Source organism: Quadrisphaera sp. INWT6 (genome assembly GCF_015390235.1).
Classification (GTDB): Bacteria; Actinomycetota; Actinomycetes; order Actinomycetales; family Quadrisphaeraceae; genus Quadrisphaera.
This window is the reverse complement of the sequence record NZ_VUOH01000002.1, coordinates 676122-702815: the sequence shown is the minus strand read 5'-3', so window position 1 is coordinate 702815 and position 26694 is coordinate 676122. Positions and strand designations below refer to the sequence as shown.

The 26694-nt window shown below is 74.5% G+C and carries 35 protein-coding genes and 2 pseudogenes; 34 read left to right on the top strand and 3 right to left on the bottom strand.

Features of this window, described 5'->3' with window-relative positions; translation table 11 throughout:
• Positions 1-2: 2 nt before the first annotated feature.
• From rplP to glmM, 27 genes and pseudogenes are all read left to right on the top strand, one after another.
• Positions 3-422: a 50S ribosomal protein L16 gene (rplP, locus tag F1641_RS08120; RefSeq protein ID WP_194904304.1), complete on the top strand. Its 420-nt coding sequence runs from the start codon at positions 3-5 to the stop codon at positions 420-422.
• Complete coding sequence (gene rpmC / locus F1641_RS08115) at positions 422-655, top strand: 50S ribosomal protein L29 (RefSeq protein WP_194904302.1); 234 nt, start codon at positions 422-424, stop codon at positions 653-655. The genes rplP and rpmC overlap by 1 nt, the downstream gene beginning before the upstream one ends.
• On the top strand, positions 652-948 hold the full coding sequence (gene rpsQ, locus F1641_RS08110; RefSeq protein WP_194904300.1) for a 30S ribosomal protein S17: 297 nt from the start codon (positions 652-654) through the stop codon (positions 946-948). Before rpmC ends, rpsQ begins: the two co-directional genes overlap by 4 nt.
• Before the next feature lie 88 nt (positions 949-1036).
• Positions 1037-1405: a 50S ribosomal protein L14 gene (rplN, locus tag F1641_RS08105; RefSeq protein ID WP_194904297.1), complete on the top strand. Its 369-nt coding sequence runs from the start codon at positions 1037-1039 to the stop codon at positions 1403-1405.
• A 2-nt stretch (positions 1406-1407) separates the two neighbouring features.
• Positions 1408-1779 (top strand): 50S ribosomal protein L24, encoded by a 372-nt coding sequence (gene rplX, locus F1641_RS08100; RefSeq protein WP_194904295.1) that lies wholly within the window; start codon positions 1408-1410, stop codon positions 1777-1779.
• Entirely contained in the window at positions 1776-2372 is a 597-nt protein-coding gene (gene rplE / locus F1641_RS08095; RefSeq protein WP_194904293.1) for a 50S ribosomal protein L5, read from the top strand. Before rplX ends, rplE begins: the two co-directional genes overlap by 4 nt.
• 3 nt (positions 2373-2375) lie before the next feature.
• Entirely contained in the window at positions 2376-2561 is a 186-nt protein-coding gene (locus F1641_RS08090; RefSeq protein WP_194904291.1) for a type Z 30S ribosomal protein S14, read from the top strand.
• An 84-nt stretch (positions 2562-2645) separates the two neighbouring features.
• The gene (gene rpsH, locus F1641_RS08085) at positions 2646-3044 is read left to right on the top strand and encodes a 30S ribosomal protein S8 (RefSeq protein WP_194904289.1); all 399 of its coding nucleotides are present in this window, start codon (positions 2646-2648) and stop codon (positions 3042-3044) included.
• A gap of 11 nt (positions 3045-3055) precedes the next feature.
• Complete coding sequence (gene rplF / locus F1641_RS08080) at positions 3056-3610, top strand: 50S ribosomal protein L6 (protein WP_194904287.1); 555 nt, start codon at positions 3056-3058, stop codon at positions 3608-3610.
• A gap of 2 nt (positions 3611-3612) precedes the next feature.
• Positions 3613-4008 (top strand): 50S ribosomal protein L18, encoded by a 396-nt coding sequence (gene rplR, locus F1641_RS08075; protein ID WP_194904285.1) that lies wholly within the window; start codon positions 3613-3615, stop codon positions 4006-4008.
• Between the two features lie 37 nt (positions 4009-4045).
• Positions 4046-4702, top strand: coding sequence for a 30S ribosomal protein S5 (gene rpsE / locus F1641_RS08070; RefSeq protein WP_194904283.1), 657 nt, complete (start codon positions 4046-4048; stop codon positions 4700-4702).
• A complete protein-coding gene (gene rpmD / locus F1641_RS08065) occupies positions 4702-4884 on the top strand; it encodes a 50S ribosomal protein L30 (RefSeq protein ID WP_194904280.1) in 183 nt (60 codons plus the stop codon). Before rpsE ends, rpmD begins: the two co-directional genes overlap by 1 nt.
• A complete protein-coding gene (gene rplO, locus F1641_RS08060; protein WP_194904278.1) occupies positions 4884-5342 on the top strand; it encodes a 50S ribosomal protein L15 in 459 nt (152 codons plus the stop codon). The genes rpmD and rplO overlap by 1 nt, the downstream gene beginning before the upstream one ends.
• 318 nt (positions 5343-5660) lie before the next feature.
• Positions 5661-6975: pseudogene (gene secY, locus F1641_RS23780) on the top strand (preprotein translocase subunit SecY).
• Positions 6972-7616 carry an adenylate kinase gene (locus F1641_RS08050; protein ID WP_194904276.1) on the top strand — a complete coding sequence of 215 codons (645 nt, stop codon included), beginning with the start codon at positions 6972-6974 and terminating at the stop codon, positions 7614-7616. The pseudogene secY and the gene F1641_RS08050 overlap by 4 nt, the downstream one beginning before the upstream one ends.
• Before the next feature lie 10 nt (positions 7617-7626).
• Positions 7627-8481, top strand: a complete 855-nt coding sequence (gene map, locus F1641_RS08045; protein ID WP_194904275.1) for a type I methionyl aminopeptidase — start codon at positions 7627-7629, stop codon at positions 8479-8481.
• Between the two features lie 225 nt (positions 8482-8706).
• A complete protein-coding gene (gene infA, locus F1641_RS08040) occupies positions 8707-8928 on the top strand; it encodes a translation initiation factor IF-1 (protein WP_109773068.1) in 222 nt (73 codons plus the stop codon).
• 46 nt (positions 8929-8974) lie between these two features.
• Positions 8975-9088, top strand: a complete 114-nt coding sequence (gene rpmJ, locus F1641_RS08035; RefSeq protein WP_194904272.1) for a 50S ribosomal protein L36 — start codon at positions 8975-8977, stop codon at positions 9086-9088.
• A gap of 184 nt (positions 9089-9272) precedes the next feature.
• The gene (gene rpsM, locus F1641_RS08030) at positions 9273-9653 is read left to right on the top strand and encodes a 30S ribosomal protein S13 (RefSeq protein WP_194904270.1); all 381 of its coding nucleotides are present in this window, start codon (positions 9273-9275) and stop codon (positions 9651-9653) included.
• Positions 9654-9754: 101 nt separating this feature from the next.
• A complete protein-coding gene (rpsK, locus tag F1641_RS08025; RefSeq protein ID WP_194904269.1) occupies positions 9755-10168 on the top strand; it encodes a 30S ribosomal protein S11 in 414 nt (137 codons plus the stop codon).
• Between the two features lie 140 nt (positions 10169-10308).
• Positions 10309-11325: a DNA-directed RNA polymerase subunit alpha gene (locus F1641_RS08020; RefSeq protein ID WP_194904267.1), complete on the top strand. Its 1017-nt coding sequence runs from the start codon at positions 10309-10311 to the stop codon at positions 11323-11325.
• Positions 11326-11420: 95 nt separating this feature from the next.
• A complete protein-coding gene (gene rplQ / locus F1641_RS08015) occupies positions 11421-12038 on the top strand; it encodes a 50S ribosomal protein L17 (protein WP_194904265.1) in 618 nt (205 codons plus the stop codon).
• Positions 12039-12118: 80 nt separating this feature from the next.
• Positions 12119-13027 carry a tRNA pseudouridine(38-40) synthase TruA gene (locus F1641_RS08010; protein ID WP_194904263.1) on the top strand — a complete coding sequence of 303 codons (909 nt, stop codon included), beginning with the start codon at positions 12119-12121 and terminating at the stop codon, positions 13025-13027.
• Positions 13028-13052: 25 nt separating this feature from the next.
• Complete coding sequence (locus tag F1641_RS08005; RefSeq protein WP_194904261.1) at positions 13053-13568, top strand: DUF5709 domain-containing protein; 516 nt, start codon at positions 13053-13055, stop codon at positions 13566-13568.
• A 247-nt stretch (positions 13569-13815) separates the two neighbouring features.
• Positions 13816-14259 (top strand): 50S ribosomal protein L13, encoded by a 444-nt coding sequence (gene rplM, locus F1641_RS08000; protein ID WP_194904259.1) that lies wholly within the window; start codon positions 13816-13818, stop codon positions 14257-14259.
• A 58-nt stretch (positions 14260-14317) separates the two neighbouring features.
• Positions 14318-14806, top strand: a complete 489-nt coding sequence (gene rpsI / locus F1641_RS07995; RefSeq protein WP_375541475.1) for a 30S ribosomal protein S9 — start codon at positions 14318-14320, stop codon at positions 14804-14806.
• A gap of 51 nt (positions 14807-14857) precedes the next feature.
• Positions 14858-16204 (top strand): phosphoglucosamine mutase, encoded by a 1347-nt coding sequence (gene glmM, locus F1641_RS07990; RefSeq protein WP_194904255.1) that lies wholly within the window; start codon positions 14858-14860, stop codon positions 16202-16204.
• Positions 16205-16249: 45 nt separating this feature from the next.
• Here glmM and coaA read toward each other — a convergent pair.
• Positions 16250-17139 (bottom strand): annotated as a pseudogene (gene coaA, locus F1641_RS23775) (type I pantothenate kinase).
• A 157-nt stretch (positions 17140-17296) separates the two neighbouring features.
• Between coaA and glmS the strand changes: the two are divergent.
• Genes glmS through tsaE form a run of 5 tightly spaced genes read left to right on the top strand, consistent with a single transcriptional unit; the run spans position 17297 to position 22969 of the window.
• On the top strand, positions 17297-19258 hold the full coding sequence (gene glmS / locus F1641_RS07980) for a glutamine--fructose-6-phosphate transaminase (isomerizing) (protein WP_194904254.1): 1962 nt from the start codon (positions 17297-17299) through the stop codon (positions 19256-19258).
• A gap of 30 nt (positions 19259-19288) precedes the next feature.
• Entirely contained in the window at positions 19289-19660 is a 372-nt protein-coding gene (locus F1641_RS07975) for a holo-ACP synthase (RefSeq protein WP_194904252.1), read from the top strand.
• Positions 19657-21222 carry a bifunctional ADP-dependent NAD(P)H-hydrate dehydratase/NAD(P)H-hydrate epimerase gene (locus F1641_RS07970; RefSeq protein WP_206690765.1) on the top strand — a complete coding sequence of 522 codons (1566 nt, stop codon included), beginning with the start codon at positions 19657-19659 and terminating at the stop codon, positions 21220-21222. Before F1641_RS07975 ends, F1641_RS07970 begins: the two co-directional genes overlap by 4 nt.
• On the top strand, positions 21219-22484 hold the full coding sequence (alr, locus tag F1641_RS07965) for an alanine racemase (RefSeq protein WP_219729513.1): 1266 nt from the start codon (positions 21219-21221) through the stop codon (positions 22482-22484). Before F1641_RS07970 ends, alr begins: the two co-directional genes overlap by 4 nt.
• Complete coding sequence (gene tsaE, locus F1641_RS07960) at positions 22481-22969, top strand: tRNA (adenosine(37)-N6)-threonylcarbamoyltransferase complex ATPase subunit type 1 TsaE (protein WP_309225471.1); 489 nt, start codon at positions 22481-22483, stop codon at positions 22967-22969. Before alr ends, tsaE begins: the two co-directional genes overlap by 4 nt.
• 91 nt (positions 22970-23060) lie before the next feature.
• Here tsaE and F1641_RS07955 read toward each other — a convergent pair whose 3' ends face one another.
• Positions 23061-24806, bottom strand: a complete 1746-nt coding sequence (locus F1641_RS07955) for an MDR family MFS transporter (protein ID WP_194904250.1) — start codon at positions 24804-24806, stop codon at positions 23061-23063.
• The gene (locus F1641_RS07950; protein ID WP_194904248.1) at positions 24806-25345 is read right to left on the bottom strand and encodes a MarR family winged helix-turn-helix transcriptional regulator; all 540 of its coding nucleotides are present in this window, start codon (positions 25343-25345) and stop codon (positions 24806-24808) included. Before F1641_RS07950 ends, F1641_RS07955 begins: the two co-directional genes overlap by 1 nt.
• A 114-nt stretch (positions 25346-25459) precedes the next feature.
• Here F1641_RS07950 and tsaB point away from each other — a divergent pair, with 114 nt between their 5' ends.
• The gene (gene tsaB, locus F1641_RS07945) at positions 25460-26176 is read left to right on the top strand and encodes a tRNA (adenosine(37)-N6)-threonylcarbamoyltransferase complex dimerization subunit type 1 TsaB (RefSeq protein ID WP_194904246.1); all 717 of its coding nucleotides are present in this window, start codon (positions 25460-25462) and stop codon (positions 26174-26176) included.
• Entirely contained in the window at positions 26173-26691 is a 519-nt protein-coding gene (gene rimI, locus F1641_RS07940; RefSeq protein WP_194904244.1) for a ribosomal protein S18-alanine N-acetyltransferase, read from the top strand. The genes tsaB and rimI overlap by 4 nt, the downstream gene beginning before the upstream one ends.
• Positions 26692-26694 lie beyond the last annotated feature (3 nt).

Here is a 26694-nt window from a genome sequence, read left to right as displayed (position 1 = left end):
CCGTGCTGATCCCTCGGCGCCTCGCGCACCGCAAGCAGCACCACCCCACCCGCCGTGGCCAGGCCACCGGCGGCACCGCGATCAGCTTCGGTGACTTCGGCATCCAGGCGCTCGAGCACGGCTACGTGACGAACCGCCAGATCGAGTCCGCTCGTATCGCCATGACCCGCCACATCAAGCGCGGTGGAAAGGTCTGGATCAACATCTACCCGGACCGCCCGCTGACCAAGAAGCCCGCCGAGACCCGCATGGGCTCCGGCAAGGGCTCGCCGGAGTGGTGGATCTCCAACGTCAAGCCCGGACGCGTCATGTTCGAGCTGGCCGGCGTGCCGGAGGACATCGCCCGCGAGGCGATGCGTCGCGCCATCCACAAGCTGCCGATGAAGTGCCGCTTCATCACGCGCGAGGGGAGCATCGGCTGATGGCCGTCGGGTCCAAGGACCTCGAGCCCACCGCTCTGCGGGGGTTCGAGGACGAGCGCCTCGTCGAGGAGCTGCGGAAGGCCAAGGAGGAGCTCTTCAACCTCCGCTTCCAGTCGGCCACCGGGCAGCTCGAGAACAACGGTCGGCTCCGCGCCGTCCGCCGGGACATCGCCCGGATCTACACGACGATGCGCGAGCGCGAGCTCGGCATCGGGGAGGTCGACGCCCGATGAGTGACGCAACGAACCAGGCCGCCGAGTCCGGCGCCGAGGAGACCCGCGGCTACCGCAAGACCCGCCGCGGCTACGTGGTCAGCGACAAGATGACGAAGACCGTCGTCGTCGCCGTCGAGGACCGCGTCAAGCACCCCCTCTACGCCAAGATCATCCGCCGCACCACCAAGGTGAAGGCGCACGACGAGACCGAGACCGCCGGCATCGGCGACCTCGTGAGCATCGCCGAGACCCGGCCGCTGTCCGCCACCAAGCGGTGGCGCGTGGTCGAGGTCCTCGAGCGGGCCAAGTAGTCCCCGAAACCCAGGTCCACACAGTTCCGCGAGGCTCGGGTGCTGAGGAACAGCACCCGAGGACCGGCGTGACGACAGGAGAGAAGCAGTGATCCAGCAGGAGTCGCGGCTGCGCGTCGCCGACAACACGGGTGCCAAGGAGATCCTCTGCATCCGCGTGCTCGGCGGCAGCGGACGCCGTTACGCCGGCATCGGTGACGTCATCGTCGCCACCGTCAAGGACGCCATCCCCGGGGGTGCCGTCAAGAAGGGCGACGTCGTCAAGGCCGTCATCGTCCGCACCACCAAGGAGAACCGCCGCCCCGACGGCTCCTACATCCGCTTCGACGAGAACGCGGCCGTGATCCTGCGCGCTGACGGAGACCCGCGCGGCACGCGCATCTTCGGTCCGGTGGGCCGCGAGCTCCGCGACAAGAAGTTCATGCGGATCATCTCGCTCGCCCCGGAGGTGCTCTGACCATGGCTGCCAAGACGCGCATCAAGAAGGGTGACCTGGTCCAGGTCATCACCGGCAAGAAGCAGTCCCGCGGCGGCGACCGCGGCAAGACCGGCCGCGTGCTCGAGGTCTTCCCCGAGCGCGGCCGCGTCCTGGTCGAGGGCATCAACCGCGTGACGAAGCACGTCAAGGCCGGTCAGACGGCCCGCGGCAGCCAGACCGGCGGCATCGAGCAGCACGAGGCCCCGCTGCACATCAGCAACGTGGCCCTCGTGGACCCCAAGACCAAGAAGCCCACGCGCGTGGGCATCCGCACCGAGACCGTCGAGCGCGACGGCGTCGAGCGCACCGTCCGGGTGCGCGTGGCCCGCCGCTCGGGCGAGGACATCGCATGAGCACCTCCACTGACAGCACCGAGGGCACGACGGCCGGCTTCGCCCGGCCCCAGCCGCGCCTGAAGAGCCGCTACGCGGCGGAGATCGCTCCGGCGCTGCGCGAGCAGTTCAAGCACGACAACGTGATGCAGGTCCCGCGCCTGGTCAAGGTCGTCGTGAACATGGGCGTCGGCGAGGCGGCTCGCGACTCCAAGCTGATCGACGGCGCCGTGCGCGACCTGTCGGCCATCACCGGCCAGCGGCCGGCGGTGACCAAGGCCCGCAAGTCCATCGCGCAGTTCAAGCTGCGCGAGGGGATGCCCATCGGCGCCCACGTGACCCTGCGCGGCGACCGCATGTGGGAGTTCCTGGACCGCCTGGTCAGCCTGGCGCTGCCCCGCATCAGGGACTTCCGCGGCCTCTCGCCGAAGCAGTTCGACGGTCGCGGCAACTACACGTTCGGCCTTGACGAGCAGTCGATGTTCCACGAGATCGACCAGGACAAGATCGACCGCGTGCGCGGCATGGACATCACGGTCGTCACCACGGCCACCACCGACGACGAGGGCCGGGCGCTCCTGCGGGCCCTCGGCTTCCCCTTCCGGGAGAACTGAGACATGGCCAAGACCTCTCTGATCGTCAAGGCGTCGCGGAAGCCGAAGTTCGCCGTGCGCGCCTACACCCGGTGCCAGAAGTGCGGTCGCCCGCACTCGGTCTACCGCAAGTTCGGCCTGTGCCGCGTGTGCCTGCGCGACATGGCCCACCGCGGTGAGCTGCCCGGCATCACCAAGAGCTCCTGGTAAACCCCACTCACTGAAGAACCACTGCGCCGCAGGCCCCGGGCACACCACCCGGGGGACCACGGCGAGGAAGGGCGGACGAGCCCGATGACCATGACAGACCCGATCGCGGACATGCTGACGCGCCTGCGGAACGCCAACTCGGCGTACCACGACGACGTCTCCATGCCCTACAGCAAGCTCAAGTCCCGCGTGGCGGAGATCCTCCGCGCCGAGGGCTACATCGGCGCCTGGCGCGTCGAGGAGGCCGAGGTGGGCAAGCGCCTCGTGCTGGACCTCAAGTACGGCCCGAACCGCGAGCGCTCCATCGCCGGCCTGCGCCGCGTGAGCAAGCCCGGGCTGCGCGTCTACGCGAAGTCGACCGAACTGCCGCGCGTGCTCGGCGGCCTGGGAGTGGCGATCCTGTCCACCTCCTCGGGCCTCCTGACCGACCGCCAGGCCAACAAGCAGGGCGTGGGCGGGGAAGTCCTCGCCTTCGTCTGGTGAGGGGGTAGCACATGTCGCGCATCGGAAGGCTCCCGGTGACGATCCCCGCCGGGGTCGACGTCACCATCGACAGCAACGACGGGGCTGCCGCCTCGGTCGTCATCAAGGGCCCCAAGGGGACCCTGACCCACGTCGTCCCGGCGCCGCTGAGCGTCTCGCGCGGTGAGGACGGCACGCTCGCCGTCAGCCGCCCGAACGACGAGCGCCTCTCCAAGTCGCTCCACGGCCTGACCCGCACGCTGCTCGCCAACATGGTGACCGGCGTGACCGAGGGCTTCACCAAGCAGCTGGAGATCGTGGGCACCGGGTACCGCGTGCAGGCGAAGGGCGGGGACCTCGAGTTCGCGCTCGGGTTCAGCCACCCGGTCCTCATCAAGGCTCCCGAGGGCATCTCCCTCACGGTGTCCGCGCCGAACCGCTTCGCGGTCAGCGGCATCGACAAGCAGCAGGTCGGCGAGGTCGCCGCGAACATCCGCAAGCTGCGCAAGCCCGACCCGTACAAGGGCAAGGGCGTGCGGTACGCCGGCGAGGTCGTCCGGCGCAAGGTCGGGAAGGCGGGCAAGTAGTCATGGCACTGGCCAGTAGGACCAAGCTGCTGCGCAAGGGCAGCGGCAAGACCGGGGCTGCCGCCCGCTCCCGCCGCCACCTGCGCGTGCGCAAGAAGGTCACCGGGACCGCGGTGCGTCCGCGCCTGGTGGTCAACCGGTCGGCGCGCCACATCGCCGTCCAGGTCGTCGACGACGTCCTGGGCGTCACCGTGGCGTCGGCGTCGACCATGGAGGCCGACCTGCGCGCCCACGACGGCGACAAGACCGCCAAGGCGCGCCGCGTCGGCGAGCTCGTCGCCGAGCGCGCCAAGGCCGCCGGGATCGAGGCCGTGGTCTTCGACCGCGGCGGCAACCGCTACCACGGCCGCGTCGCCGCGGTGGCGGACGGCGCCCGCGAGGGGGGTCTCTCCCTGTGAGCACCCACACGAACCCGATCGACGGAAGGATCGCCTGATGCCCGGACCACAGCGCAGGGGCGCCGGAGGCCCCCCCAGCGGGACCGGCGGCGGCCAGGGCAACGACCGCGGCCAGCGCGGCGGCAACGACCGCGGCGGGCGCGGCGGCAACGACCGCGGCGGCCGCGGTGGGCCCGAGGAGCGCAGCCAGTTCCTGGAGCGCGTCGTGACCATCAACCGCGTCGCGAAGGTCGTCAAGGGCGGCCGTCGCTTCAGCTTCACCGCGCTCGTCGTCGTCGGTGACGGCGACGGCACCATGGGCGTGGGCTACGGGAAGGCCAAGGAGGTGCCCGCCGCGATCGCGAAGGGCGTCGAGGAGGCGAAGAAGAACTTCTTCCGCGTCCCCCGCATCCAGGGCACCATCCCCCACCCCGTCCAGGGCGAGGAGGCGGCCGGTGTCGTCCTGCTGCGCCCGGCGAGCCCCGGTACCGGCGTCATCGCCGGTGGCCCGGTGCGCGCCGTCCTCGAGTGCGCCGGCATCCACGACGTGCTGAGCAAGTCGCTGGGCTCCTCCAACGCGATCAACATCGTCCACGCGACGGTGGCCGCGCTGAAGGGCCTCGAGCAGCCCGAGTCCGTGGCCGCGCGCCGCGGCCTGACGGTCGAGCAGGTCGCCCCGGCGGCCCTGCTCCGCGCCCGGGCGGCGGCCGTCTGATGGCGCAGCTCAAGGTGACCCAGATCAAGTCGGAGATCGGTGGCAAGCAGAACCACCGCGACACGCTGCGGACCCTCGGGCTCAAGCGCATCGGCCAGTCGGTCGTGCGCGAGGATCGCCCCGAGGTGCTCGGCATGCTGCGCGCGGTGCGCCACCTCGTGACCGTGGAGGAGGTCAGCTGATGGCTGACAGCACTGAGCACGCGCTCAAGGTGCACCACCTTCGCCCCGCCCCCGGTGCGAAGACCGCCAAGACCCGCGTCGGCCGCGGTGAGGCCAGCAAGGGCAAGACCGCTGGCCGCGGCACCAAGGGCACCAAGGCCCGCTACCAGGTCGCAGCGCGCTTCGAGGGTGGGCAGATGCCCCTCCACATGCGCCTGCCCAAGCTCCGCGGCTTCACCAACCCGGCGAAGGTCGTGTCGCAGGTCGTGAACCTGGACCGGCTCTCGGAGCTCTTCCCCCAGGGCGGCGAGATCGGCGTCGACGAGCTGGTCGCGGCGGGCGCCGTCCGCCCCGGCCAGCGCGTCAAGGTGCTCGGCACCGGCGACATCTCCGTGCCGGTGCAGGTCGCCGCGCACGCCTTCTCCGCCTCGGCCGAGGCGAAGATCGCCGCTGCGGGCGGTACGACGACCCGGCTCTGACCGAGCCGGACGCGCCGCGCCGACCACGTCGGCGCGGCACAGCGACAGGGCCCGGGTGGTGCGCCAGCGCACCGCCCGGGCCCTGCCGCACCCGGCCCCCGCACCCCGCCCGGTGGCCCGCGCAGCGGGCGGACGAGCGGGGCGGGCGTCGGCCGGGGCAGCGGTAGCGGCCCCGGGCGCCCCCGCGCCCGGGTAGCCTCGCGGACGTCGCCACCAGGGCGCGCGGGGAGCTCCGGCGCAGGCCGTCAGGAGCGAGCAGCGACAGCGCCCCCGTCCTGATCCCGGACGGGAGGCGGCGCAGACACACCAGGAGGACTCGTGCTAGGTGCGTTCGTGCGGGCGTTCAAGACGCCCGACCTGCGACGCAAGATCGTCTTCACGCTGGCGATCATGGCGGTGTTCCGCCTCGGGTCCTTCGTGCCGGCGCCGGGCGTCAGCTACACCAACGTGCAGCAGTGCATCGCGGGCATCGACACGACCAGCGACCTCCTGGGCCTGGTCAACCTCTTCAGCGGCGGTGCGCTCCTGCAGCTGAGCGTCTTCGCGCTCGGGATCATGCCGTACATCACCGCGAGCATCATCGTCCAGCTGCTCCGCGTCGTGATCCCCAAGTTCGAGGAGCTGCACAAGGAGGGCCAGGCCGGCACGGCCAAGCTCACCCAGTACACGCGCTACCTGACCATCGCCCTCGCGGTGCTGCAGTCGACCACCTACGTGGCGGTCGCCCGCTCCGGCAACCTCTTCGGCTCCGGCGCCGGCGCCCCCCGCCGCGTGCAGCGAGGTCATCCCGGACGACTCGATCCTCGTGATCCTGCTGATGGTCCTCACGATGACCGCGGGCACCGGCCTGGTCATGTGGATGGGCGAGATGGTCACCGAGCGCGGTGTCGGCAACGGCATGTCGCTGCTCATCTTCACCTCGGTCGCCGCCACCTTCCCGACCTCCGTCCTGGCCATCGGGCGCGAGCGCGGCTGGGGCACCATGGCGCTCGTCATCGCCGTCGGGCTGGTCATCGTCGCCGCCGTCGTCTTCGTCGAGCAGTCCCAGCGCCGCATCCCGGTGCAGTACGCCAAGCGCATGGTGGGGCGCCGCATGTACGGCGGCACCAGCACCTACATCCCGATGAAGGTCAACATGGCCGGCGTCATCCCGGTCATCTTCGCCTCGTCGCTGCTGTACCTGCCGGGGCTCGTGGCGCAGTTCGGCGACCCGACCTCGAGCTGGGTCGTCTTCGTCCGCGACACCTTCACCCGCGGCGACCACCCCGCCTACATCGTCGCGTACGTCCTGCTCATCGTGTTCTTCACGTACTTCTACGTCGCGATCACGTTCAACCCCGACGAGGTCGCCGACAACATCAAGCGCGTCGGCGGCTTCATCCCCGGCGTGCGCGCCGGCCGGCCCACGGCCGAGTACCTCGACCACGTCCTCACGCGCATCACCCTCCCCGGCGCGATCTACCTCGGGCTGGTGGCGCTGATCCCGCTGCTCGCCCTGGTCGCCGTCGGCGCCAACCAGAACTTCCCCTTCGGTGGCACGTCCATCCTCATCGTCGTGGGCGTCGGCCTCGAGACGGTGAAGCAGATCGAGTCCCAGCTCCAGCAGCGCCACTACGAGGGGTTCCTCCGTTGACCAACAGCACCGGCAGCACCAGCACCGCCCGCCCGGCCCGCGTCGTCCTCCTCGGCCCTCCCGGGGCCGGGAAGGGCACGCAGGCCGCCCTGCTCGCCGAGCACCTCGGCGTGCCGGCGATCTCGACGGGCGACATCTTCCGCGCGAACGTCGCCGGGGGCACCGAGCTGGGCGTCGAGGCCAAGCGCTACATGGACGCGGGGGAGTACGTCCCCGACGAGGTCACCAACCGCATGGTGGCCGGCCGCCTCGCCGAGGACGACGCCGCGCGCGGCTTCCTCCTCGACGGGTACCCGCGCACCACGGCGCAGGTGCGCACCCTGGACGAGGCGCTCGCCTCCGCCGGGACGCACCTGGACGGCGTGCTGGAGATCACCGCCGACACCGACGTCGTGGTCGAGCGGCTCCTCAAGCGCGCCGCCGAGCAGGGCCGCAGCGACGACACCGAGGAGGTCGTGCGCCGCCGGCTGGAGGTGTACGCCGAGCAGACCGCGCCGCTGGCCGCCGCGTACGGCTCGCGCGGCCTGCTGGTGAGCGTCGACGGCGTCGGCCCGGTCGCCGAGGTGCAGCAGCGCGCCCTCGCCGCCCTGGCGTCCCTCGTGGAGCCCGGCGACGGCGCCAGCGCCGCCAGCGGGGCCTGAGGGCGCAGCGGTGCTGGGCAGGGAGCGCATCGAGTACAAGACCCCCGAGCAGGTCCTGGCCATGCGGCGGGCCGGCCTCGTGGTGGCCGACGCGCTCGCCGCCGTCACCGAGGCCGCCCGGCCCGGCGCGACGACCGACGACCTGGACGCGGTGGCCGCCGAGGTGCTGCGGTCCGCGGGAGCGACGTCGTCGTTCCTGGGGTACCACGGGTACCCCAAGGTGCTGTGCGCCTCCGTCGGCGCCGAGGTGGTCCACGGCATCCCCGGCCCGCGCGCGCTCGTCGCGGGTGACGTGCTGTCGGTCGACTTCGGCGCCGTCGTCGACGGGTGGCACGGCGACTCCGCGGTGACCGTCCTGGTCGGTGACGCCGCGGCGCACGACCCGGCCGACGTCGAGCTCGTGAGCACCACGCGGGACGCGCTGTGGGCCGGCATCGCCGCCCTCGCCCGCGGGGCCGCCGAGGGCGGCCGCCTGGGCGTCGTGGGTGACGCGGTCCAGGACCTCGTCGAGCTCCGCGCGGCGCAGGGCCGGCCCCCGCTCGCCATCGTCGAGGGCTACGTCGGCCACGGGATCGGCACCGCGATGCACCAGGCCCCCGAGGTGCTCAACCACCGCAGCCGCTCACGGGGCCCCAAGCTGCGCCCCGGGCTGTGCGTGGCGGTCGAGCCGATGCTCGCGCGGGGCGGCGACGAGACCGAGGTCCTCGACGACGGCTGGACCGTCGTGACCGACGACGGCTCCACCGCGGCCCACTGGGAGCACACGGTCGCCCTCGTGGAGGGCGGCGTCTGGGTGCTGACCGCGCCCGACGGCGGCGCGGCCGACCTCGCCGCCCACGGCGTCGAGGTCCGGCCCCTGGCCTGACCGGGGGCAGCCCCGAGGGCCTGATCCCACACCCGCCGGGGCCGCTCGGAGGACCGATTTCGTCGGGGCGGTCGGCGTGGCTTAACATGCAGGGTCGCTCTCGTGCTCCAGCCCCTGACGGGCCGGTGACGAGGGCCCGTCCGGCCCCCACGGCCGGTCGACGACGATCAGTTGCAAGGGCCGGGAGCGCAGCGACGCTGCGCCTCCGGTCGGTGAGCGGAGGACATGCCCAAGAAGGACGGCGTCATCGAGATCGAGGGCGCGGTGGTCGAGGCGCTGCCGAACGCCATGTTCCGCGTCGAGCTCTCGAACGGCCACAAGGTGCTCGCTCACATCTCGGGGAAGATGCGGCAGCACTACATCCGCATCCTCCCGGAGGACCGGGTGGTCGTGGAGCTGAGCCCCTACGACCTCTCGCGGGGTCGCATCGTCTACCGCTACAAGTGACCGCTCGCTCGCAGCCCCCAGCCGCCAGCCGCACGACAGGACGATCATGAAGGTCAAGCCGAGCGTCAAGCAGATCTGCGACAAGTGCAAGGTGATCCGCCGGCACGGTCGCGTCATGGTGATCTGCGACAACCTGCGCCACAAGCAGCGCCAGGGCTGATCGCAGCTCCACCCGCTCCACAGCTCCACCCGCTCCGACAGGAGCGCGCAGCACCGAACAGCAGGCCCCGCCCTGCGCCGCCCCCGGGCGCGCCGCAGGACGACACCCCCGGTCCGGAGGCCGGGGACCGCCACCACGGCGGACAGGACCTGCTCCACACCCCCGGATGACGGACAGGACAGCAGTGGCACGCATCGTCGGCGTCGACCTCCCCCGCGAGAAGCGGCTCGAGGTGGCGCTCACCTACATCTTCGGCATCGGCCGGACCCGCGCGCACGAGGTGCTCGCGGCCACCGGCATCAGCGGTGACACCCGCGTGCGCGACCTCGGCGAGCCCGAGCAGGTCAAGCTCCGCGAGTACATCGAGGCGAACTTCCGGGTCGAGGGCGACCTGCGCCGCGAGGTCGCCGCCGACATCCGCCGCAAGGTGGAGATCGGCTCCTACGAGGGCCTGCGGCACCGCCGCGGCCTGCCCGTGCGCGGCCAGCGCACCAAGACCAACGCGCGCACCCGCAAGGGCCCGAAGCGCACGGTCGCCGGCAAGAAGAAGGCCGGGCGCAAGTGACGCGCGGCTGAGCGCCCGGGCCACCCGCCCGGCAGCGCGCAGCCGCCCCACGGCCACGCCGGCCAGCCGCACACGAGACCCTCGCACCCAGGAGAAGAGCCATGCCCCCCACCGCCCGTCGCGCCTCCGCCGGCGCCGCCCGTCGTCCTCGCCGCAAGGAGCGGAAGAACGTCGCCGTCGGCCAGGCGCACATCAAGAGCACCTTCAACAACACCATCGTGTCCATCACGGACCCGTCCGGTGCCGTCATCTCCTGGGCCTCCGCCGGCCAGGTCGGCTTCAAGGGCTCGCGCAAGTCGACGCCCTTCGCCGCGCAGATGGCCGCCGAGGCCGCTGCCCGCCGCGCCCAGGAGCACGGCATGCGCAAGGTCGACGTCTTCGTGAAGGGCCCGGGCTCGGGCCGCGAGACCGCGATCCGCTCCCTGCAGGCCACCGGCCTGGAGGTCGGGCAGATCTCCGACGTCACCCCCGCGCCCCACAACGGCACGCGCCCCCCGAAGCGCCGCCGCGTCTGACCCGCTGACGACCCCCGGGGCCACGCGCCCCGGGGGTCGACCAGCTCCACCAGCACCACCCCCGCGCGGCAGACCTCGCCGCCCGGGGCGATCTCGATCCGGGGGTCATATGGCGGACCCCGGCAGGAAGGCAGGCACCCGTGCTCATCGCACAGCGCCCCACGCTCCTCGAGGAGCCGATCTCCGAGCACCGCTCGCGCTTCGTCATCGAGCCCCTGGAGCCCGGCTTCGGGTACACGCTCGGCAACTCCCTGCGCCGCACGCTGCTGTCGTCCATCCCGGGCGCCGCCGTGACGAGCATCCGCATCGACGGCGTGCTCCACGAGTTCAGCACGGTGCCGGGCGTCAAGGAGGACGTGACCGAGCTCATCGTGGGCATCAAGGCCCTCGTCGTCTCGAGCGAGCACGACGAGCCCGTCGTGATGTACCTGCGCAAGCAGGGCCCCGGCACGGTCACGGCCGCTGACATCGCCCCGCCCGCCGGCGTCGAGGTGCACAACCCCGACCTGGTGCTGGCGACGCTGGACGAGACCGCCCGCCTCGAGGTCGAGCTGACCGTCGAGCGCGGCCGCGGCTACGTCTCCGCGGCGCAGAACAAGGACCTCGACGCCGAGATCGGCCGCATCCCGGTCGACTCGATCTACTCGCCGGTCCTCAAGGTCACCTACAAGGTCGAGGCGACGCGCGTCGAGCAGCGCACCGACTTCGACCGCCTCGTCGTCGACGTCGAGTCGAAGCCGTCCACGCGTCCCCGCGACGCGATGGCCAGCGCCGGCAAGACGCTGATGGAGCTCTTCGGGCTGGCCCGCGAGCTCAACGTCGAGGCCGAGGGCATCGACATCGGCCCGTCGCCGTCGGACGCCGCCCTGGCGGCCGACCTGGCGCTGCCGATCGAGGAGCTGGAGCTCACGGTCCGCTCCTACAACTGCCTCAAGCGCGAGGGCATCCACACCGTGGGCGAGCTCACCGCCCGCAGCGAGGCCGACCTGATGGACATCCGCAACTTCGGCGCGAAGTCCATCGACGAGGTCAAGGTCAAGCTGACCGGCATGGGCCTGCAGCTGAAGGACAGCCCGCCCGGGTTCGACCCCGGCCTGGCCGTCGACAGCTACGGTGCGGACGACGACTCCGCGTTCGCCGAGACCGAGCAGTACTGAGCACCGGGCTCGAGCGCCCGGCCCGCCGGGCCGGGCGCTCGAGCCCAGCACCACCACGCGACGACCGACAGCACGACTGAAGCACTGGAGAAGAGATGCCCACCCCCACCAAGGGTCCGCGGCTCGGCAGCGGCCCGGCGCACGAGCGCCTGCTGCTCGCCGGCCTGGCCACCCAGCTGTTCGAGCACCGCAGCATCACGACCACGGAGGCCAAGGCCAAGCGCCTGCGCCCCCTGGCCGAGCGCCTGGTGACCTTCGCGAAGCGCGGTGACCTCGCCGCCCGTCGTCGCGTGCTGTCGACGGTGAAGGACAAGGGCGTCGTGCACGCGCTCTTCACCGAGATCGGCCCGGCCATGGCCGAGCGCCCGGGTGGCTACACCCGCATCACGAAGATCGGGCTGCGCAAGGGCGACAAGGCCCCCATGGCCGTCATCGAGCTCGTCATGGAGCCGCTGACCGCCCGCGCCGCCACCGTCCGCGAGGCGGAGGCCGCCACCGGCCGCGCCGCGCGCGGCAACACCGACGCCCCGGCCGCCGCCCCCGCGGACCAGGCCGAGTCTTCCGACGAGGCGACGACGCAGGCGGCGCCCTCGGCGCCCGCCGGCGAGACCACGGCGGTCACCGACCAGCAGGCCGAGGTCGACGACGCGGCGGGCTCGGCGCCCGCCGAGGGCGACGACGCCGCGAAGGCCGACGAGGCCCCCAAGGCCTGACCGCAGCGCACCAGGACCCCCGCACCCGACCCCGGGTGCGGGGGTCCTGCGCGTCCGGGGGCTCGTGGCAGGGTCGACCCGTGCAGGAGGCGGCGGTCCGGGTCAGGCTCGACCTGGGGTACGACGGCGGCGGGTTCGCGGGGTGGGCCCGCCAGCCCGGCCTGAGGACGGTCCAGGGCGAGCTGGAGGCGGCCCTCGCGCGGGTGCTGAGGCTGCCGGAGCCCCCCACGACGGTGGTCGCCGGCCGCACCGACGCCGGTGTCCACGCCCGCGGGCAGGTCGTCCACGTCGACGTCCCCCGCGGCGCCTGGGAGGCGCTGCCCGGGCGGTCGGCGCGCAGCCCCGGGGTCGCGGCCGTGGCCCGCCTCGCCGGGGTCCTCGAGCGCGACGTCGTCGTGTCCCGCGCGGCGGAGGCGCCGGCGGGCTTCGACGCCCGCTTCGCGGCGCTGCGGCGCCACTACGCCTACCGGGTGAGCGACGCCCCGGGAGGGCCGTCGCCGCTGCGCCGCCACGACGTCGTGGCCGCCGGGCACGCCGGCGGAGGCCGGGACCGCCTCGACGTCGAGGCCATGGACGCCGCCAGCAGGGCCCTGGAGGGGCTGCACGACTTCTCCGCCTACTGCCGCCCCCGCGAGGGCGCCACGACCACCAGGACGCTCCTGCGGTACCGCTGGGGGCGCGTCGCCGACGACGCCCCGGCCGGGGAGGCCGGGCTGCTCGTGGCGGAGGTCTCCGCTGACGCCTTCTGCCACTCCATGGTGCGGGCCCTGGTGGGGGCGGCCCTCGCCGTGGGCGCCGGTCGGCGTCCCGTCGCCTGGCCCGCCGAGGTGCTCGCCCGCGGCGTCCGCGACGGGGGAGCGGCGGTCGCCCCGGCCCACGGGCTGGTGCTCGAGCGGGTCGACTACCCCGACGACGCCCACCTCGCGCAGCGGGTCGTCGAGGCGCGCGCGCGGCGGGTCCCCGCGGCCGATCTCCAGCGCGACGCGTGAGGCCCGCCGTGGCAGCCTCGGGAGCATGAGCACCCCCGGCACCACGCCCGACCAGGACCCCGTCACCGCCCTCGCCGACTCCCAGGACGACGCCTACGCCAGCGCCCTGCTCGACGAGGGGCACTCCCCGAACGAGCGCGAGGTGAGGGTCGGCCGCTACGGCCTCACCGCCGACGAGGAGCTCGCCGGCGAGCCGCTCGACGAGCGCCTCCGGGAGGAGGAGCCGGACCCCGCCGCGTCGGTGGCCTACGGCGAGGACGCACCCGCCGCCGCTGCCGGCGAGGAGGGTGCGGGCGACGCCGACGACCTCGAGCTGCCCGCCGACCAGCCGGCCGGCGGCGGCGCCGAGGGGGAGCTGCTCGACGACGAGGTCGGCGACGCGCGCGCGGGCCGCCTCGTCGAGCCCGACCAGGGAGCCGGCGAGGACCGCGAGAAGAGCGCCGTGGCGAGCGACGCCGGGGTGGACGGGGGCGCCGCCTCCGCCGAGGAGGCCGCGGTGCACGTGGTGCCGGACGTCGAGGACCCCGCCGCGCGGGCCTGAACGGACCTGGGCCGACCCCGCGACGCCCGCGGGGCGCCCGGGGCGCGGGGAGCGGCGGCGGGGTGCCGGGGAGGCGTTTTGACCCGGCCCACCGCCGCCGAGTACTGTGCTGGACGTCGTGCGCTCCGTCTGCGCCGTGGAGGGTGACAACGCCTCCGGCGCGGCCAGGTGAGCCGCACACCGCTGAACCAGCGAGCACCACCGATCCACCCTGGCGAACCACTGTCGAACGAGCGAAGGTCCGAGCGTGCGCACGTACACCCCCAAGCCCGGCGAGGTCCAGCGCGCCTGGCACGTCATCGACGCCTCGGACGTCGTCCTGGGACGTCTGGCGAGCCAGACCGCGAACCTGCTGCGCGGCAAGCACAAGCCGGTCTTCGCGCCGCACGTCGACACGGGCGACTTCGTGATCATCATCAACGCCGACAAGGTCGTGCTGACGGGCAGCAAGTCCGAGCAGAAGCGCGTCTACCGCCACTCGGGCTACCCGGGCGGTCTGAAGTCGGAGCGCTACACCGACCTGCTGGCCCGTGACCCGGAGCGCGCCGTCGAGCGCGCGATCCGCGGCATGATCCCGCGCAACGCGCTGGGCCGCCAGGCCATCGGCAAGCTCAAGGTCTACGCCGGCCCGGAGCACCCGCACTCCGCGCAGCAGCCCACGCCCTACACCCTGAACCAGGTCGCCCAGTAAGGGCGCAGGAGGACCTCCGTTGAGCACCGACACCGTCAACACGGACGACACCGACCTCGTGGAGGGCGTCGACGCCGACTCCACCGAGGGCTTCGACGACGAGTTCAGCTCCTACTCGACGACGACCCCCGGCATCGCCGGCGGCGGCTCGAGCATCACCGCTCCGGGCGGGGCCACCGGCCGCCGCAAGGAGGCCGTGGCCCGCGTGCGCCTCGTCCCCGGCTCCGGCCAGTGGACGATCAACGGCCGCACGCTCGACGCGTACTTCCCGAACAAGGTCCACCAGCAGATGGTGAACGAGCCGTTCCGGGTCACCGAGGTCGAGGGCCGCTTCGACGTCATCGCCCGCATCGACGGCGGCGGCTCCTCGGGCCAGGCCGGCGCGCTGCGCCTCGGCATCGCCCGGGCGCTCAACGGCATCGACCTCGAGGCCAACCGCGCCCTGCTGAAGAAGGCCGGCTTCTTGACCCGCGACGCGCGGATCAAGGAGCGCAAGAAGGCCGGCCTCAAGAAGGCCCGCAAGGCTCCCCAGTACAGCAAGCGCTGATCCGGCTCTCCGGGCTGCGGCAGCGCAGCCCGGGCTGGACCACGAGCTGACATGGGTCGGTACTTCGGAACGGACGGCGTCCGCGGACTCGCGAACGTCGACGTCACTGCAGAGCTCGCTCTCGACCTCTCGGTCGCGGCGGCCCACGTCCTGGCCGACGCCGGTGCCTTCTCCGGGCACCGGCCTCGCGCCGTCGTGGGGCGGGACCCCCGGGCCTCCGGGGAGTTCCTCTCCGCAGCCGTCGTGGCCGGCCTCGCCAGCGCAGGGGTCGACGTCGTGGACGTGGGCGTCCTGCCGACGCCGGGCATCGCCCACCTGGTCGCCGCCACCGGCGCCGACCTCGGGGTGGTGCTCTCGGCGTCTCACAACCCGGTGCCGGACAACGGCATCAAGTTCTTCGCCCGGGGCGGCCACAAGCTGCCCGACGAGGTGGAGGACGCCATCGAGGGGCGCCTGCGCGAGACGTGGGCGCGCCCCACGGGCGCCGGCGTCGGGCGGGTCACCGCCGACGCCGGTGCCGGGGGCCGCTACGTCGAGCACCTGCTCTCGACGCTGCCGCACCGCCTGGAGGGGCTGAAGGTCGTCGTCGACTGCGCCCACGGCGCCGCCTGGTCGGTCGGTCCGGAGGCGCTGCGCCGCGCGGGCGCCGAGGTCGTCGTCATCGGGGCCAGCCCCGACGGGCTCAACACCAACGACGGTGTCGGGTCCACCCACCTGGAGCCCCTGCAGGCCGCCGTGCTCGCCGAGGGCGCGGACGCCGGCATCGCCTTCGACGGCGACGCGGACCGCTGCCTCGCCGTCGACGCGGCCGGCGCCGTGGTCGACGGCGACCAGATCATGGGCGCGCTGGCGCTGGCGCTCGCCGACCGCGGCCAGCTCCACGGCGACACCCTCGTGGCCACGGTGATGAGCAACCTGGGCCTCCTGCTCGCCATGCGGTCCCGCGGCGTGCAGGTGCTGCAGACCGGCGTGGGCGACCGCTACGTGCTCGAGGCCATGCGCGAGGGCGGCTACTCCCTCGGCGGGGAGCAGTCCGGCCACGTGGTGATGCTCGACCACCAGACCACCGGCGACGGCGTCCTGACGGCGCTGCACCTGCTGGCGCGCGTCGCCGAGCTGGGCCGGCCCCTGGCCGACGTCGTCGGCGTGGTCCAGCGGCTGCCGCAGGTGCTCGTCAACGTCAAGGGCGTCGACAGGTCGCGCGCCTCCTCCGACGCCGGGGTCGCCGAGGCGGTGGCCGCCGCGGAGGCCGAGCTCGGCACCACCGGACGGGTGCTCCTGCGCCCCTCGGGCACGGAGCCCCTCGTGCGCGTCATGGTCGAGGCCGGCGAGGTCGCACAGGCCGAGGCCGTCGCGGCCCGCCTGGCCGGCGTCGTCTCCGCCCGCCTCGCGCTCTGACCCCGGTCGCAGGCCCGGCCCCGCGGGCGGACGGCCGGCGCCTGCTCAGAGCTTGCGCAGCCGCACCCGCGTGACCGAGTGGTCGGCGGCCTTGCGCAGCACGATCGTGGCGCGGCCCCGGGTGGGCAGCACGTTCTCCCGCAGGTTCGGCTCGTTGATCTCCTGCCAGATCTGCCGGGCGCGCGAGCGGGCCTGGTCGTCGCTGAGGTCCGCGTAGCGGCGGAAGTACGACTCGGGCCGGGCGAACGCCGTCTCCCGCAGGCGCAGGAAGCGCTCCTCGTACCAGCCCGCGACGTCCTCGGTGCGGGCGTCGACGTAGAGCGAGACGTCGAAGAAGTCGCTCACGGCCAGGCCCGTGCGACCGTCGTGCCGCGGCCGCGCCGGCTGCAGCACGTTCAGCCCCTCGACGATGAGGACGTCGGGCTGGCGCACCACCACCTCGGCGCCCGGGACGATGTCGTAGACGAGGTGGGAGTACAGCGGCGCCCGCACCTCCGGGGCCCCCGACTTCACGGCCGTGACGAAGCGCAGCAGCGCCCGCCGGTCGTAGGACTCCGGGAACCCCTTGCGGCCGAGCAGCCCGCGGCGCTCCAGCTCGGCGTTGGGCAGCAGGAACCCGTCGGTGGTGACCAGCTCCACCCGGGGGTGTCGGGCCAGTGCGAGAGCAGCTCTCGCAGCAGGCGCGCGGCCGTGGACTTGCCCACGGCCACCGAGCCGGCGACCCCGATGACGAACGGCGTGCGCGGCGCCGGGCCCCGGCCGTCCTGCAGGCCCCCGTCGAGGAAGGTCGAGGTCACGGCGTGCATGCGCTGCACCCCCGCGGCGTACAGGTTGAGCAGGCGCGACAGCGGGAGGTACACCTCCTCGACCTCGCGCAGGTCGATCCGCTCGCCGAGGCCGCGCACGCGCTCCAGGTCAGCGGCGTCGAGCACCATCGGGGTGGAGGCCCGCAGGCGGCTCCAGGCGCTGCGGTCCAGGTCGACGAAGGGGGAGCCGCCCGCCCGCGCCACGGCGGCCAGGGCGCCGGTGCGCGTCGTCGCTGGTTCCACGGAGCGTCATCATGCCGTCCGGGCGCCCCGTAGCCTCGGGGGCATGTGCGGCATCGTGGGCTACGCGGGTCCTGCGTCCACCGGTCGGAGCAGCGTGCTGGAGGGCGGGGCGGGCCCCGACTCCGGCGGCGAGGCGCTCGCCGCGGTCCTCGAGGGCCTGCGGCGCCTGGAGTACCGCGGGTACGACAGCGCGGGCGTCGCGCTGGTCACCGGCGGCGAGGACGGCTCGGAGCGCTCCCTGAGCACCACCAAGCGCGCCGGGCGCCTGGCGCGCCTGGTCGAGGCGCTGGACGCCGAGCCGCTGCCCGCGTCGTCCACCGCGATCGGCCACACGCGCTGGGCCACCCACGGCGGTCCCACGGACGCCAACGCCCACCCGCACACCAGCGCCGACGGCCGCCTGGCCGTCATCCACAACGGCATCATCGAGAACTACGCCACCCTCAAGGCCGACCTCCAGGCCGAGGGCGTCGAGTTCGCCTCCCAGACCGACACCGAGGTCACCGCCCACCTCCTGGGGCGCGCGGCCGCCGCGGCCCTGGCGGAGGTCGGGGCGGACGGCGGCCCGGCGGACGCGGGCGAGGCCCTCGCCGAGGCGATGCGCCGGGTGTGCCGCGAGCTGGAGGGCGCCTTCACGCTGCTGGCCGTCCACGTCGACGCCCCCGGCGTCGTCGTCGGCGCCCGACGCAACTCCCCGCTCGTGGTGGGCCTGGGCGAGGGGGCCAACTACCTCGGGTCCGACGTGGCCGCCTTCATCGGGCGCACCCGCTCCGCCCTGGAGCTCGGCCAGGACCAGGTCGTGCGCATCACGGCCGACGACGTCGTCGTGACCACCTTCGACGGCGCGCCCGTCACCCCGCGGGCCTTCTCCGTCGACTGGGACGCCGCCGCCGCCGAGAAGGGCGGCTACGACTGGTACATGGACAAGGAGATCCACGAGCAGCCGAAGGCCGTGGCCGACACGCTCCTCGGCCGCACCGACGCCAGCGGCGCCCTGGTCCTCGACGAGCTGCGCATGGACACCGCCGTCCTGCGCCGCACCGACAAGATCATCGTCATCGCGTGCGGCACCTCCGCCTACGCCGGCCACGTCGCCAAGTACGCCGTCGAGCACTGGTGCCGCATCCCGGTGGAGGTCGAGCTCGCCAGCGAGTTCCGCTACCGCGACCCGGTGCTCACCGAGCGGACGCTCGTCGTCGCCATCTCCCAGTCGGGGGAGTCGATGGACGTCGTCATGGCCGTGCGCCACGCGCGCGAGCAGGGCGCCAAGGTGCTCGCCATCTGCAACACGCAGGGCTCGACCATCCCGCGCGAGGCCGACGCCGCCCTCTACACGCACGCCGGGCCCGAGGTGGCCGTCGCCTCCACCAAGGCGTTCCTCGCGCAGATCACGGCCTGCTACCTGCTGGGCCTGTTCCTCGCGCAGCTGCGCGGCAACATGTTCGCCGACGAGGTCCGCACGGTGCTGCGCCAGCTGCACGCGATGCCGGAGGCCGTGCAGACCGTGCTCGACCGCACCGAGGAGGTCCGGGAGCTCGCCCGCGAGCTGGTGGACGCGAAGTCGGTGCTCTTCCTGGGCCGCCACGTGGGCTTCCCGGTGGCGCTCGAGGGGGCCCTGAAGCTCAAGGAGCTGGCCTACCTGCACGCGGAGGGCTTCGCCGCTGGCGAGCTCAAGCACGGCCCGATCGCGCTGGTCGAGGAGGGGCAGCCGGTGTTCGTCATCGTGCCCTCGCCCGACAGCCGCGACTCGCTGCACGCGAAGGTCGTCTCCAACGCCCAGGAGGTGCGCGCCCGCGGCGCGCGCACCATCGTCATCGCCGAGGACGGCGACGACGCGGTGCTGGGCTCGGCCGACCTCGTCATCCGCGTGCCGCGGGTGCCGACCCTCATGGCGCCGCTGGTCACCGTGGTGCCGCTGCAGGTGTTCGCCATGGAGGTGGCCAGCGCCAAGGGCCTGGACGTCGACCAGCCCCGCAACCTGGCCAAGTCCGTCACCGTCGAGTGAGCGCGCCGAGGACCCTGGGATGATCGGCCGGTGATCGTGGGGCTGGGCATCGACGTGGTCGGTGTCGAGAGGTTCGGGCGCACCCTGGAGCGCACCCCGGCGCTGCGGACGAGGCTGTTCACCGCCGCGGAGCGCGACCTGCCGCTGGAGTCCCTGGCCGCCAGGTTCGCGGCCAAGGAGGCCGTCGCCAAGGCCCTCGGGGCCCCCGCGGGCCTGGCCTGGCACGACGCCGAGGTGCTCCGCGGGCCGGGGGGGCGCCCCGTGCTGCGGGTCACCGGCTCGGTCGCGGCCGCCGCCGAGGCGCTGGGGGTCACCTCCTGGCACGTGTCCCTCACGCACGACGCGGGGGTGGCCTCCGCGGTCGTGGTCGCCGAGGCCCTGGGGCAGGCTGGCGGCTCGTGACCGACGCCCACGACGTCGCGGCCGTGCGCCGCGCCGAGCACGCCGCCGACCCCGAGCTGGCCGCGGGCAGCGACCGCCTGATGACGCGCGCGGCCGCGGGCGTCGCGGCCGTCGTCGCCGGCGAGCTGCGCCGGGGCGGCGCCGGTGCCGCGCGGGGCGTCTACGGCGCACGGGTGGTGCTGCTCGTCGGCCCCGGCAGCAACGGCGGCGACGCCCTGCACGCCGGGGCGCGGCTGGCCGCGCGCGGTGCGAGCACCACCGCCCTGCGCTCCTCGGACCGGGTGCACGCCGGCGGCCTGGCCGCCCTCCTCGCGGCCGGCGGCCGGGTGGTCGCCCCCGACGACGCGGACGCCGCCCGCCGCGCGCTGGAAGGCGCCGACGTCGTCGTCGACGGCCTCCTCGGCGTCGGGGCCCGTCCCGGTCTGGACCAGCGGGCCGCCGCGCTGGTCGCCGCGGTGCCCTCGGGCGCGCTCGTCGTCTCCGTCGACCTGCCCAGCGGCGTCGACCCCGAGACCGGGGAGCTGCCCGACGGGCCGTGCGTCCACGCCGACCTCACGGTCGCCCTCGGCTCGGCCAAGCCGGCGCTGCTGCTCCCGCCCGCCGCCGGCGCCACCGCGGGGCGCCTCGTGGTCGTGGACATCGGCCTCGACCCCCGCGCGCTGGGCGAGCCCGCCGTCAGCGAGCTCGATGCCGCGCAGGCCGCCGCGCTGTGGCCGGTGCCCGGCCCGGGCGACGACAAGTACTCCCGCGGCGTCCTGGGCGTCGTCGCCGGCGGTGACACCTACACCGGAGCGGCGCTCCTGTGCACCGGCGCCGCCGTGCGCTCCGGCGCGGGGATGGTCCGCTACTCCGGGCCGCCGCGGCCCACGGAGCTGGTGCGCCAGCACCTGCCCGAGGTGGTGCCCGGGGCCGGTCGCGTGCAGGCCTGGGCAGCCGGCTCCGGCGTCGACCCCGACGACGACGCGCAGGCCCCCGCCGTCGCCGAGGTGCTGCGCGCGGCGGTCGACGACGGCGTGCCGTGCCTGCTCGACGCCGGCGCGCTGCCGGCGCTGGTGGCCCGGGTCCGCGAGCACGGGCCGCTCGACCCGGCCCGCAGCCCGGTGCTGCTCACCCCGCACGCCGGCGAGCTGGCCCGCCTCCTGACCGACCTCGACACCTCTCCGGTCGAGCGGTCCGCGGTGCAGGCCCGCCCCCTCGCCCACGCCCGCACCGCCGCGGAGGCGACCGGTGCCACCGTGCTGCTCAAGGGCTCCACCACGCTCGTCGTCGAGCCGCCCGGCGCCCCCGGGGCGAGCGGGCGGGGCGGACGCCCGAGGGTGCGCGCCCAGACCGACGGCCCGGGCTGGCTGGGCACCGCCGGAGCCGGTGACGTGCTCGCAGGGGTGGCGGGCGTGCTGCTCGCCGCCGGCCTGGACCCGCTCGACGCCGGGTCGCTCGCCACCGCCGTCCACGGCCGGGCCGCCGTCGCGGCGAGCGCCGGGGGCCCGCTGCACGCCGAGGCGGTCTCCCGGGCCGTGCCCGGCGTCGTCGCGCACCTGCTGACCACGGGGGAGTGGCCGTGACCGACCTGCCCGACGACGCCGCGCGGTGGGACCCCCGCTGGACCGGCGAGCTCGTCGTCGACCTCGACGCGATCGCCGCCAACACCGCCGCGATCGCCGCGCGCGTCGCACCGGCGGCGGTGATGGCCGTGGTCAAGGCCGACGCCTACGGGCACGGCCTGCTGCCCGCCGCGCGCGCCGCGCTCGCGGGGGGCGCCACGTGGCTGGGGGTCGCCCAGCTCGGCGAGGCGCTGGCCCTGCGCGCCGGCGGGGTGCAGGAGCGCGTGCTGGCGTGGCTGTGGGCCCCGGGGCAGGACCTCGACGCGGCCGTCGCCGCGGGCGTCGACCTCTCGGCGTCGTCGGCCGGCGGGGTCGGGGAGCTGGCCGCGGCCGCCCGCCGCGCCGGGACCCGCGCGCGGGTGCACCTCGAGGTCGACACCGGCATGGCCCGCGGCGGAGCCACCGCCGAGGACTGGCCCGGTGTCGTGCGCTCAGCGCTCGACGCCCGGGCCGAGGGCCACCTGGAGCTGGTGGCCGCGTGGTCGCACCTGGCCTGCGCGGACGTCCCCGGAGACCCCTCGGTCGAGCGCCAGCGGCTCGCCCTCGCCCGCGCCGTCGAGGTGGCGGAGGGGCTCGGGGCGCGGTTCGCGCTGCGCCACCTGGCCAACTCCGCCGCCGTCCTCACCGACCCGGCCACCCACCTCGACCTGGTGCGTCCCGGCATCGTGCTCTACGGCCTCTCCCCTGGCACGGCCGTCGGCACGTCCGCCCAGCTCGGGCTGCGCCCCGCCATGGCCCTGCGGACCCGCCTCGCGCTCGTCAAGGACGTGGAGGCCGGGCAGGGCGTCTCCTACGGGCACACCTACACGACCCCGACCGCCACGCGCCTCGGCCTGGTGCCGCTGGGGTACGCCGACGGCGTGCCGCGCGCCGCCAGCGGGGCCGGTCCGGTCGCGGTGGCCGGCGGGCGCACCACCGTCGCCGGCCGGGTGTGCATGGACCAGTTCGTGGTCGACCTGGGCGGGCTGCCGGGGGCCGACCGCGCGCAGCCCGGCGACCTGGTCGAGCTCTTCGGCGACGGCGCCCTCGGCGGCCCCACCGCCGACGACTGGGCGCACGCCGCCGGCACCATCGGCTACGAGGTGGTGGCCCGCGTCTCCGGGCGGCTGCCCCGGCGCTACACCGGCACCGCGGGCGTCCCGCCCGACCCCGACCAGCCCGAGCAGCCCGACCAGCCCGAGCAGCAGCACGACCACCACGACGAGCAGGAGGACCGCCGGTGAGCCAGCAGGTGGGGACGAGCGCCCTCGCGGTGCCGACGGCGGAGGCCATGCACGACCTGGGGCGCGCCCTGGCCGCCCTGCTGCGCCCCGGCGACCTCGTGGTGCTCGTGGGCGACCTCGGGGCCGGCAAGACGACCCTGACCCAGGGCCTGGGCGACGGCCTCGGGGTGCGCGGCCCCGTGACCTCGCCGACGTTCGTGCTGTCGCGCGTCCACCCCTCGCTGGTGGGCGGGCCGGCGCTCGTGCACGTCGACGCCTACCGCCTGGGGTCCGCCGAGGAGGTCGACGACCTCGACCTGGACGCCTCCCTGGAGGAGTCGGTCACCGTGGTCGAGTGGGGCACGGGCCTGGTGGAGCAGCTGGCGGCCGACCGCCTGGTGGTGGAGCTCGAGCGCCCGGCCACCGCCGAGGAGGGCGAGGGACGGCGCGCGGTGCTGCGCGGCGTCGGCACCCGCTGGGAGGGCGTGGAGCTGCCCGGCTCCTGAGGCACCCCCGGTGATCATGCAGAAGACCCGCACCCGGGAGCCCGGTGTGCGGGTCTTCTGCATGATCACCAGGCGGTGACCGGAGGCGGCGTCAGCGCGAGGCGCCGACCCGGCGGTCGTCGTCGTCCTCGACCACGGGGGTCGTGGAGGTCGGGGCCGCAGCGGCCACGGCGGCCGCAGCACCGTCGGCGACGGGCTCGCCCGACTCCTCGGCCTGCGCCTGGACGCCGGCCGTGGTGCGCAGCGGCTTCTCCGGCAGGAACAGCGTGACCAGGAAGCCGATGACCATGACGCCCGCCGCGATGAGGAAGATCGAGTCCATCGCGGAGGAGAAGCCGACCCGGAACGGGTGGGCCAGGGCGGCGTCGAGGCCGTTGAGGAACGAGGTGTCGTTCAGCGAGCCGCCGCCCGAGGTGACCCCGGCGAGGGTCTGGGCCTGGTCGGGGTTCGCCGCGAGGGCCTGCTGGAACTCCGAGGTGCCCTGCGCCTCGCCGAACGCGGTGGCGATGCGGCCCACCACGAGGCTGAACAGCAGCGACAGGAAGACTGCCGCGCCCAGGGTGCCGCCCATCTGGCGGAAGAAGGTCACCGAGGAGGTGGCCACGCCCATGTCGCGGGGGCTGACGGCGTTCTGCACGGCCAGGATGACCGACTGCATGTTGAGCCCGAGGCCCATGCCGAAGAGCAGCATGATCGCCATCGTCGTGAGCAGGGGCGTGTCGGCGCCCACGAAGGAGAACAGGAACAGGGCCACGGCGAGCACCGCGGTGCCGATGACCGGGAAGACCTTGTAGCGCCCGGTGCGGCTGGTGATCCGGCCGGAGACGGCGGCGGCGCTCATGATGCCGAGCATCAGCGGGAGGGTCTGCAGGCCGGCGACGGTGGGCGAGGAGCCCTTGACCACCTGCAGGTACTGCGGGAGCAGCAGCATCCCGCCGAACATGCCCATGCCGACGATGAAGCTCGAGGTGATGCCGACCGAGAAGGTGCGCTCGCCGAACATGCGCGGCGGCAGCAGCGCCTCGTCGCCCATGACCCGCTCGGCCACGACGAACCCGACCACGCCGAGCACCGCGAGGACGTAGCAGACCACGGCGCTGGTGGAGCCCCAGCCCCACTCGCGGCCCTGCTCGGCGACGATCAGCATCGGCACGAGGGCGACGACGAGCGCGGTGGCGCCCATCCAGTCGATGCGGTGGTCGCGGCGGACGTGCGGGATGTGCAGCACGCGCATCACGACGAGGAACGCGGCGATGCCGAAGGGCACGTTGACGAAGAAGATCCAGCGCCAGCCGGCCATGCCGAGCAGCTGGTCCTGGCCGGCGAGCACGCCGCCGATGACCGGACCGAGCACGCTCGAGGAGCCGAAGACGGCCATGAAGAAGGCCTGGTACTTGGAGCGCTCCCGCGGCGGCACGATGTCGCCGAGGATCGCGAACGCGAGGCTCATGAGGCCGCCGGCGCCGACGCCCTGGAGGGCGCGGAACGCGGCCAGCGAGTACATCGACCACGCGAAGGCGCAGGCCACGGAGCCGATCACGAAGACGCCGATGGCGAAGAGGTAGAACGGCTTGCGCCCGTAGATGTCGGAGAGCTTGCCGTACAGCGGCGTGGTGATCGTCGAGGTGATGAGGAAGGCCGTGGTGGCCCACGCCTGCAGCGAGTAGCCCTGCAGGTCGTCCGCGATGGTGCGGATGGCCGTGGAGACGACCGTCTGGTCGAGCGCGGCGAGGAACATGCCGAGCAGGAGGCCGGACAGGACCGTCATGATCTGGCGGTGCGTGAACGCCCCGGTGGGGGCGCTGCCCGCGCGGGGCGCGGCGGCGGAGGCGGACATCAGGACTCCTGGCTGTTCGGGGAGCTGTTCGGGGAGCTGTTCGGGGAGCTGCTCTGCGCGGCGGGGGCACCGCACGGCGTGAGCACCGCGGCGGCGAGCGCCTGGTGGAAGCGCCGCACGTCGGCGGCGAAGGTGGAGATCTCCTCGGGAGCCCAGCTCGCGAGGGCGACGGCGAACTGGTCGGCGCGCTCGGCGCGGATCGCCGCGATCGCGGCGCGGCCGGCGGCGGTGAGGCCGACGAGCGAGGCGCGGCGGTCGGCGGGGTCGACCTCCCGCTCGACGAGGCCCTCGGCGACCAGCTCGGCGACCTGCCGGCTGGTGGTGGAGGTGTCGGTGTGCACGAGCTCGGCCAGCGCCGTCGTGCGCAGCGGCCCGTGGTGGCCGATGGGGAAGAGCAGGCCGCGCGCGGACCGCTGGGTCGACTGGGCCTTGTAGAGGTGGACGACGCGCATGAGGGAGGAGAACTCCTCCACGAGCGCCACCGCGGCGGGGGTGTGCGCCGCGGAGGGCGCACCCGGGCGGTGGTCGATGGATGTCACAAGCAAGGAAGATAGCGAGACTGCATGCAGCATGCAAGCACTTCGCGCCGGGTCGCCCGAGCGGCGCAGCGCACACCCCGGGGAGTCCCGCGCCACTGCGCCTAGGCTCCGTCCGTGCTGATCCTGGCCCTGGACACCTCCTCCTCCGTCGGTGCCGCGCTCCTCGACGGCGAGCGCCTCCTGGCGGCGGAGCAGCACCACGACCCGCGCCGCCACGGCGAGCTGCTCGCCCCCGCCATCAGCGCCGTGCTCGCCGCCGCGGGCGTCGACCGCCGCGAGCTCGGGGCCGTCGCCGTCGGGGTCGGCCCCGCCCCGTTCACCGGCCTGCGCGTCGGGGTGGCCACCGCCCTGGTCCTCGGGGAGGCGCTGGGCGTCCCCGTCCACGGCGTCGGCAGCCTCGACGCGCTCGCCGCCACCGCCCTGGCCGCCGGTCGGGGTTCGCTCGCGGGTGGCTTCGTCGTCGCCGCCGACGCCCGCCGCAAGGAGGTCCACTGGGCCCGCATCGCCGTCGACGACGCGAGCGACCCCCTCAGCGGCTGGCGCCGCACCGGCGGCCCGGCCGTCGCCGCCCCGGGCGACGTGCCCACCGAGGGGCTGCCCGCCGTCGGCCGCGGCGCCGAGCTCTACCGCGAGGCGCTCCCCGGCCCGGCCGACGGCGCACCCAGCGGGCCGCCCTCCGACGGAGCCGCCCTCCCGACCGACCCCGACCCCGGCGTGCTGGGCGCCCTCGTCGCCCGCCGCCTCGAGCGCGGGGGAGAGCTGCTGGCCCCCCAGCCCCTGTACCTGCGCCGCCCCGACGCGGTGGTCCCCGCGGCGCTCGCGGGCCGGTGACCGGGGCGGCTGCGGGCGCGGTGGTGGGGCTCCGGCCGCTGCGCTGGTGGGACGTCGAGGCGCTGCTGCCGGTGGAGGCGGAGCTCTTCGGCGCCAGCGCCTGGAGCGCCGAGCTCTTCTGGTCGGAGCTGGCGGCGCCGGGGCGCACCTACCTCGTGGCCGTCGAGGCCCGTGACGGCGGCGGCGGGGCCCCCACCGAGGCGCTCCTCGGGTACGCGGGCCTCGCCGTCGCGGGGCCCGACGCCGACGTGCAGACCCTCGCCGTCGCCCCCGGCGCGCAGCGCCGCGGCCTGGGCGGCCTCCTGCTCGACGCGCTCGTCGACGCCGCCCGGAGCGGCGGTGCGGCGTCGGTGCTGCTGGAGGTGCGCGCCGACAACGAGCCCGCGAAGGCGCTGTACGCCGCTCGCGGCTTCGAGCGCGTCGGCGTGCGGCGCCGCTACTACCAGCCCGAGGACGTCGACGCGCTCGTGCTGCGCCGCCGGCTGACGGGTCTGACCAGGGCCGACGGGGGCTGACCG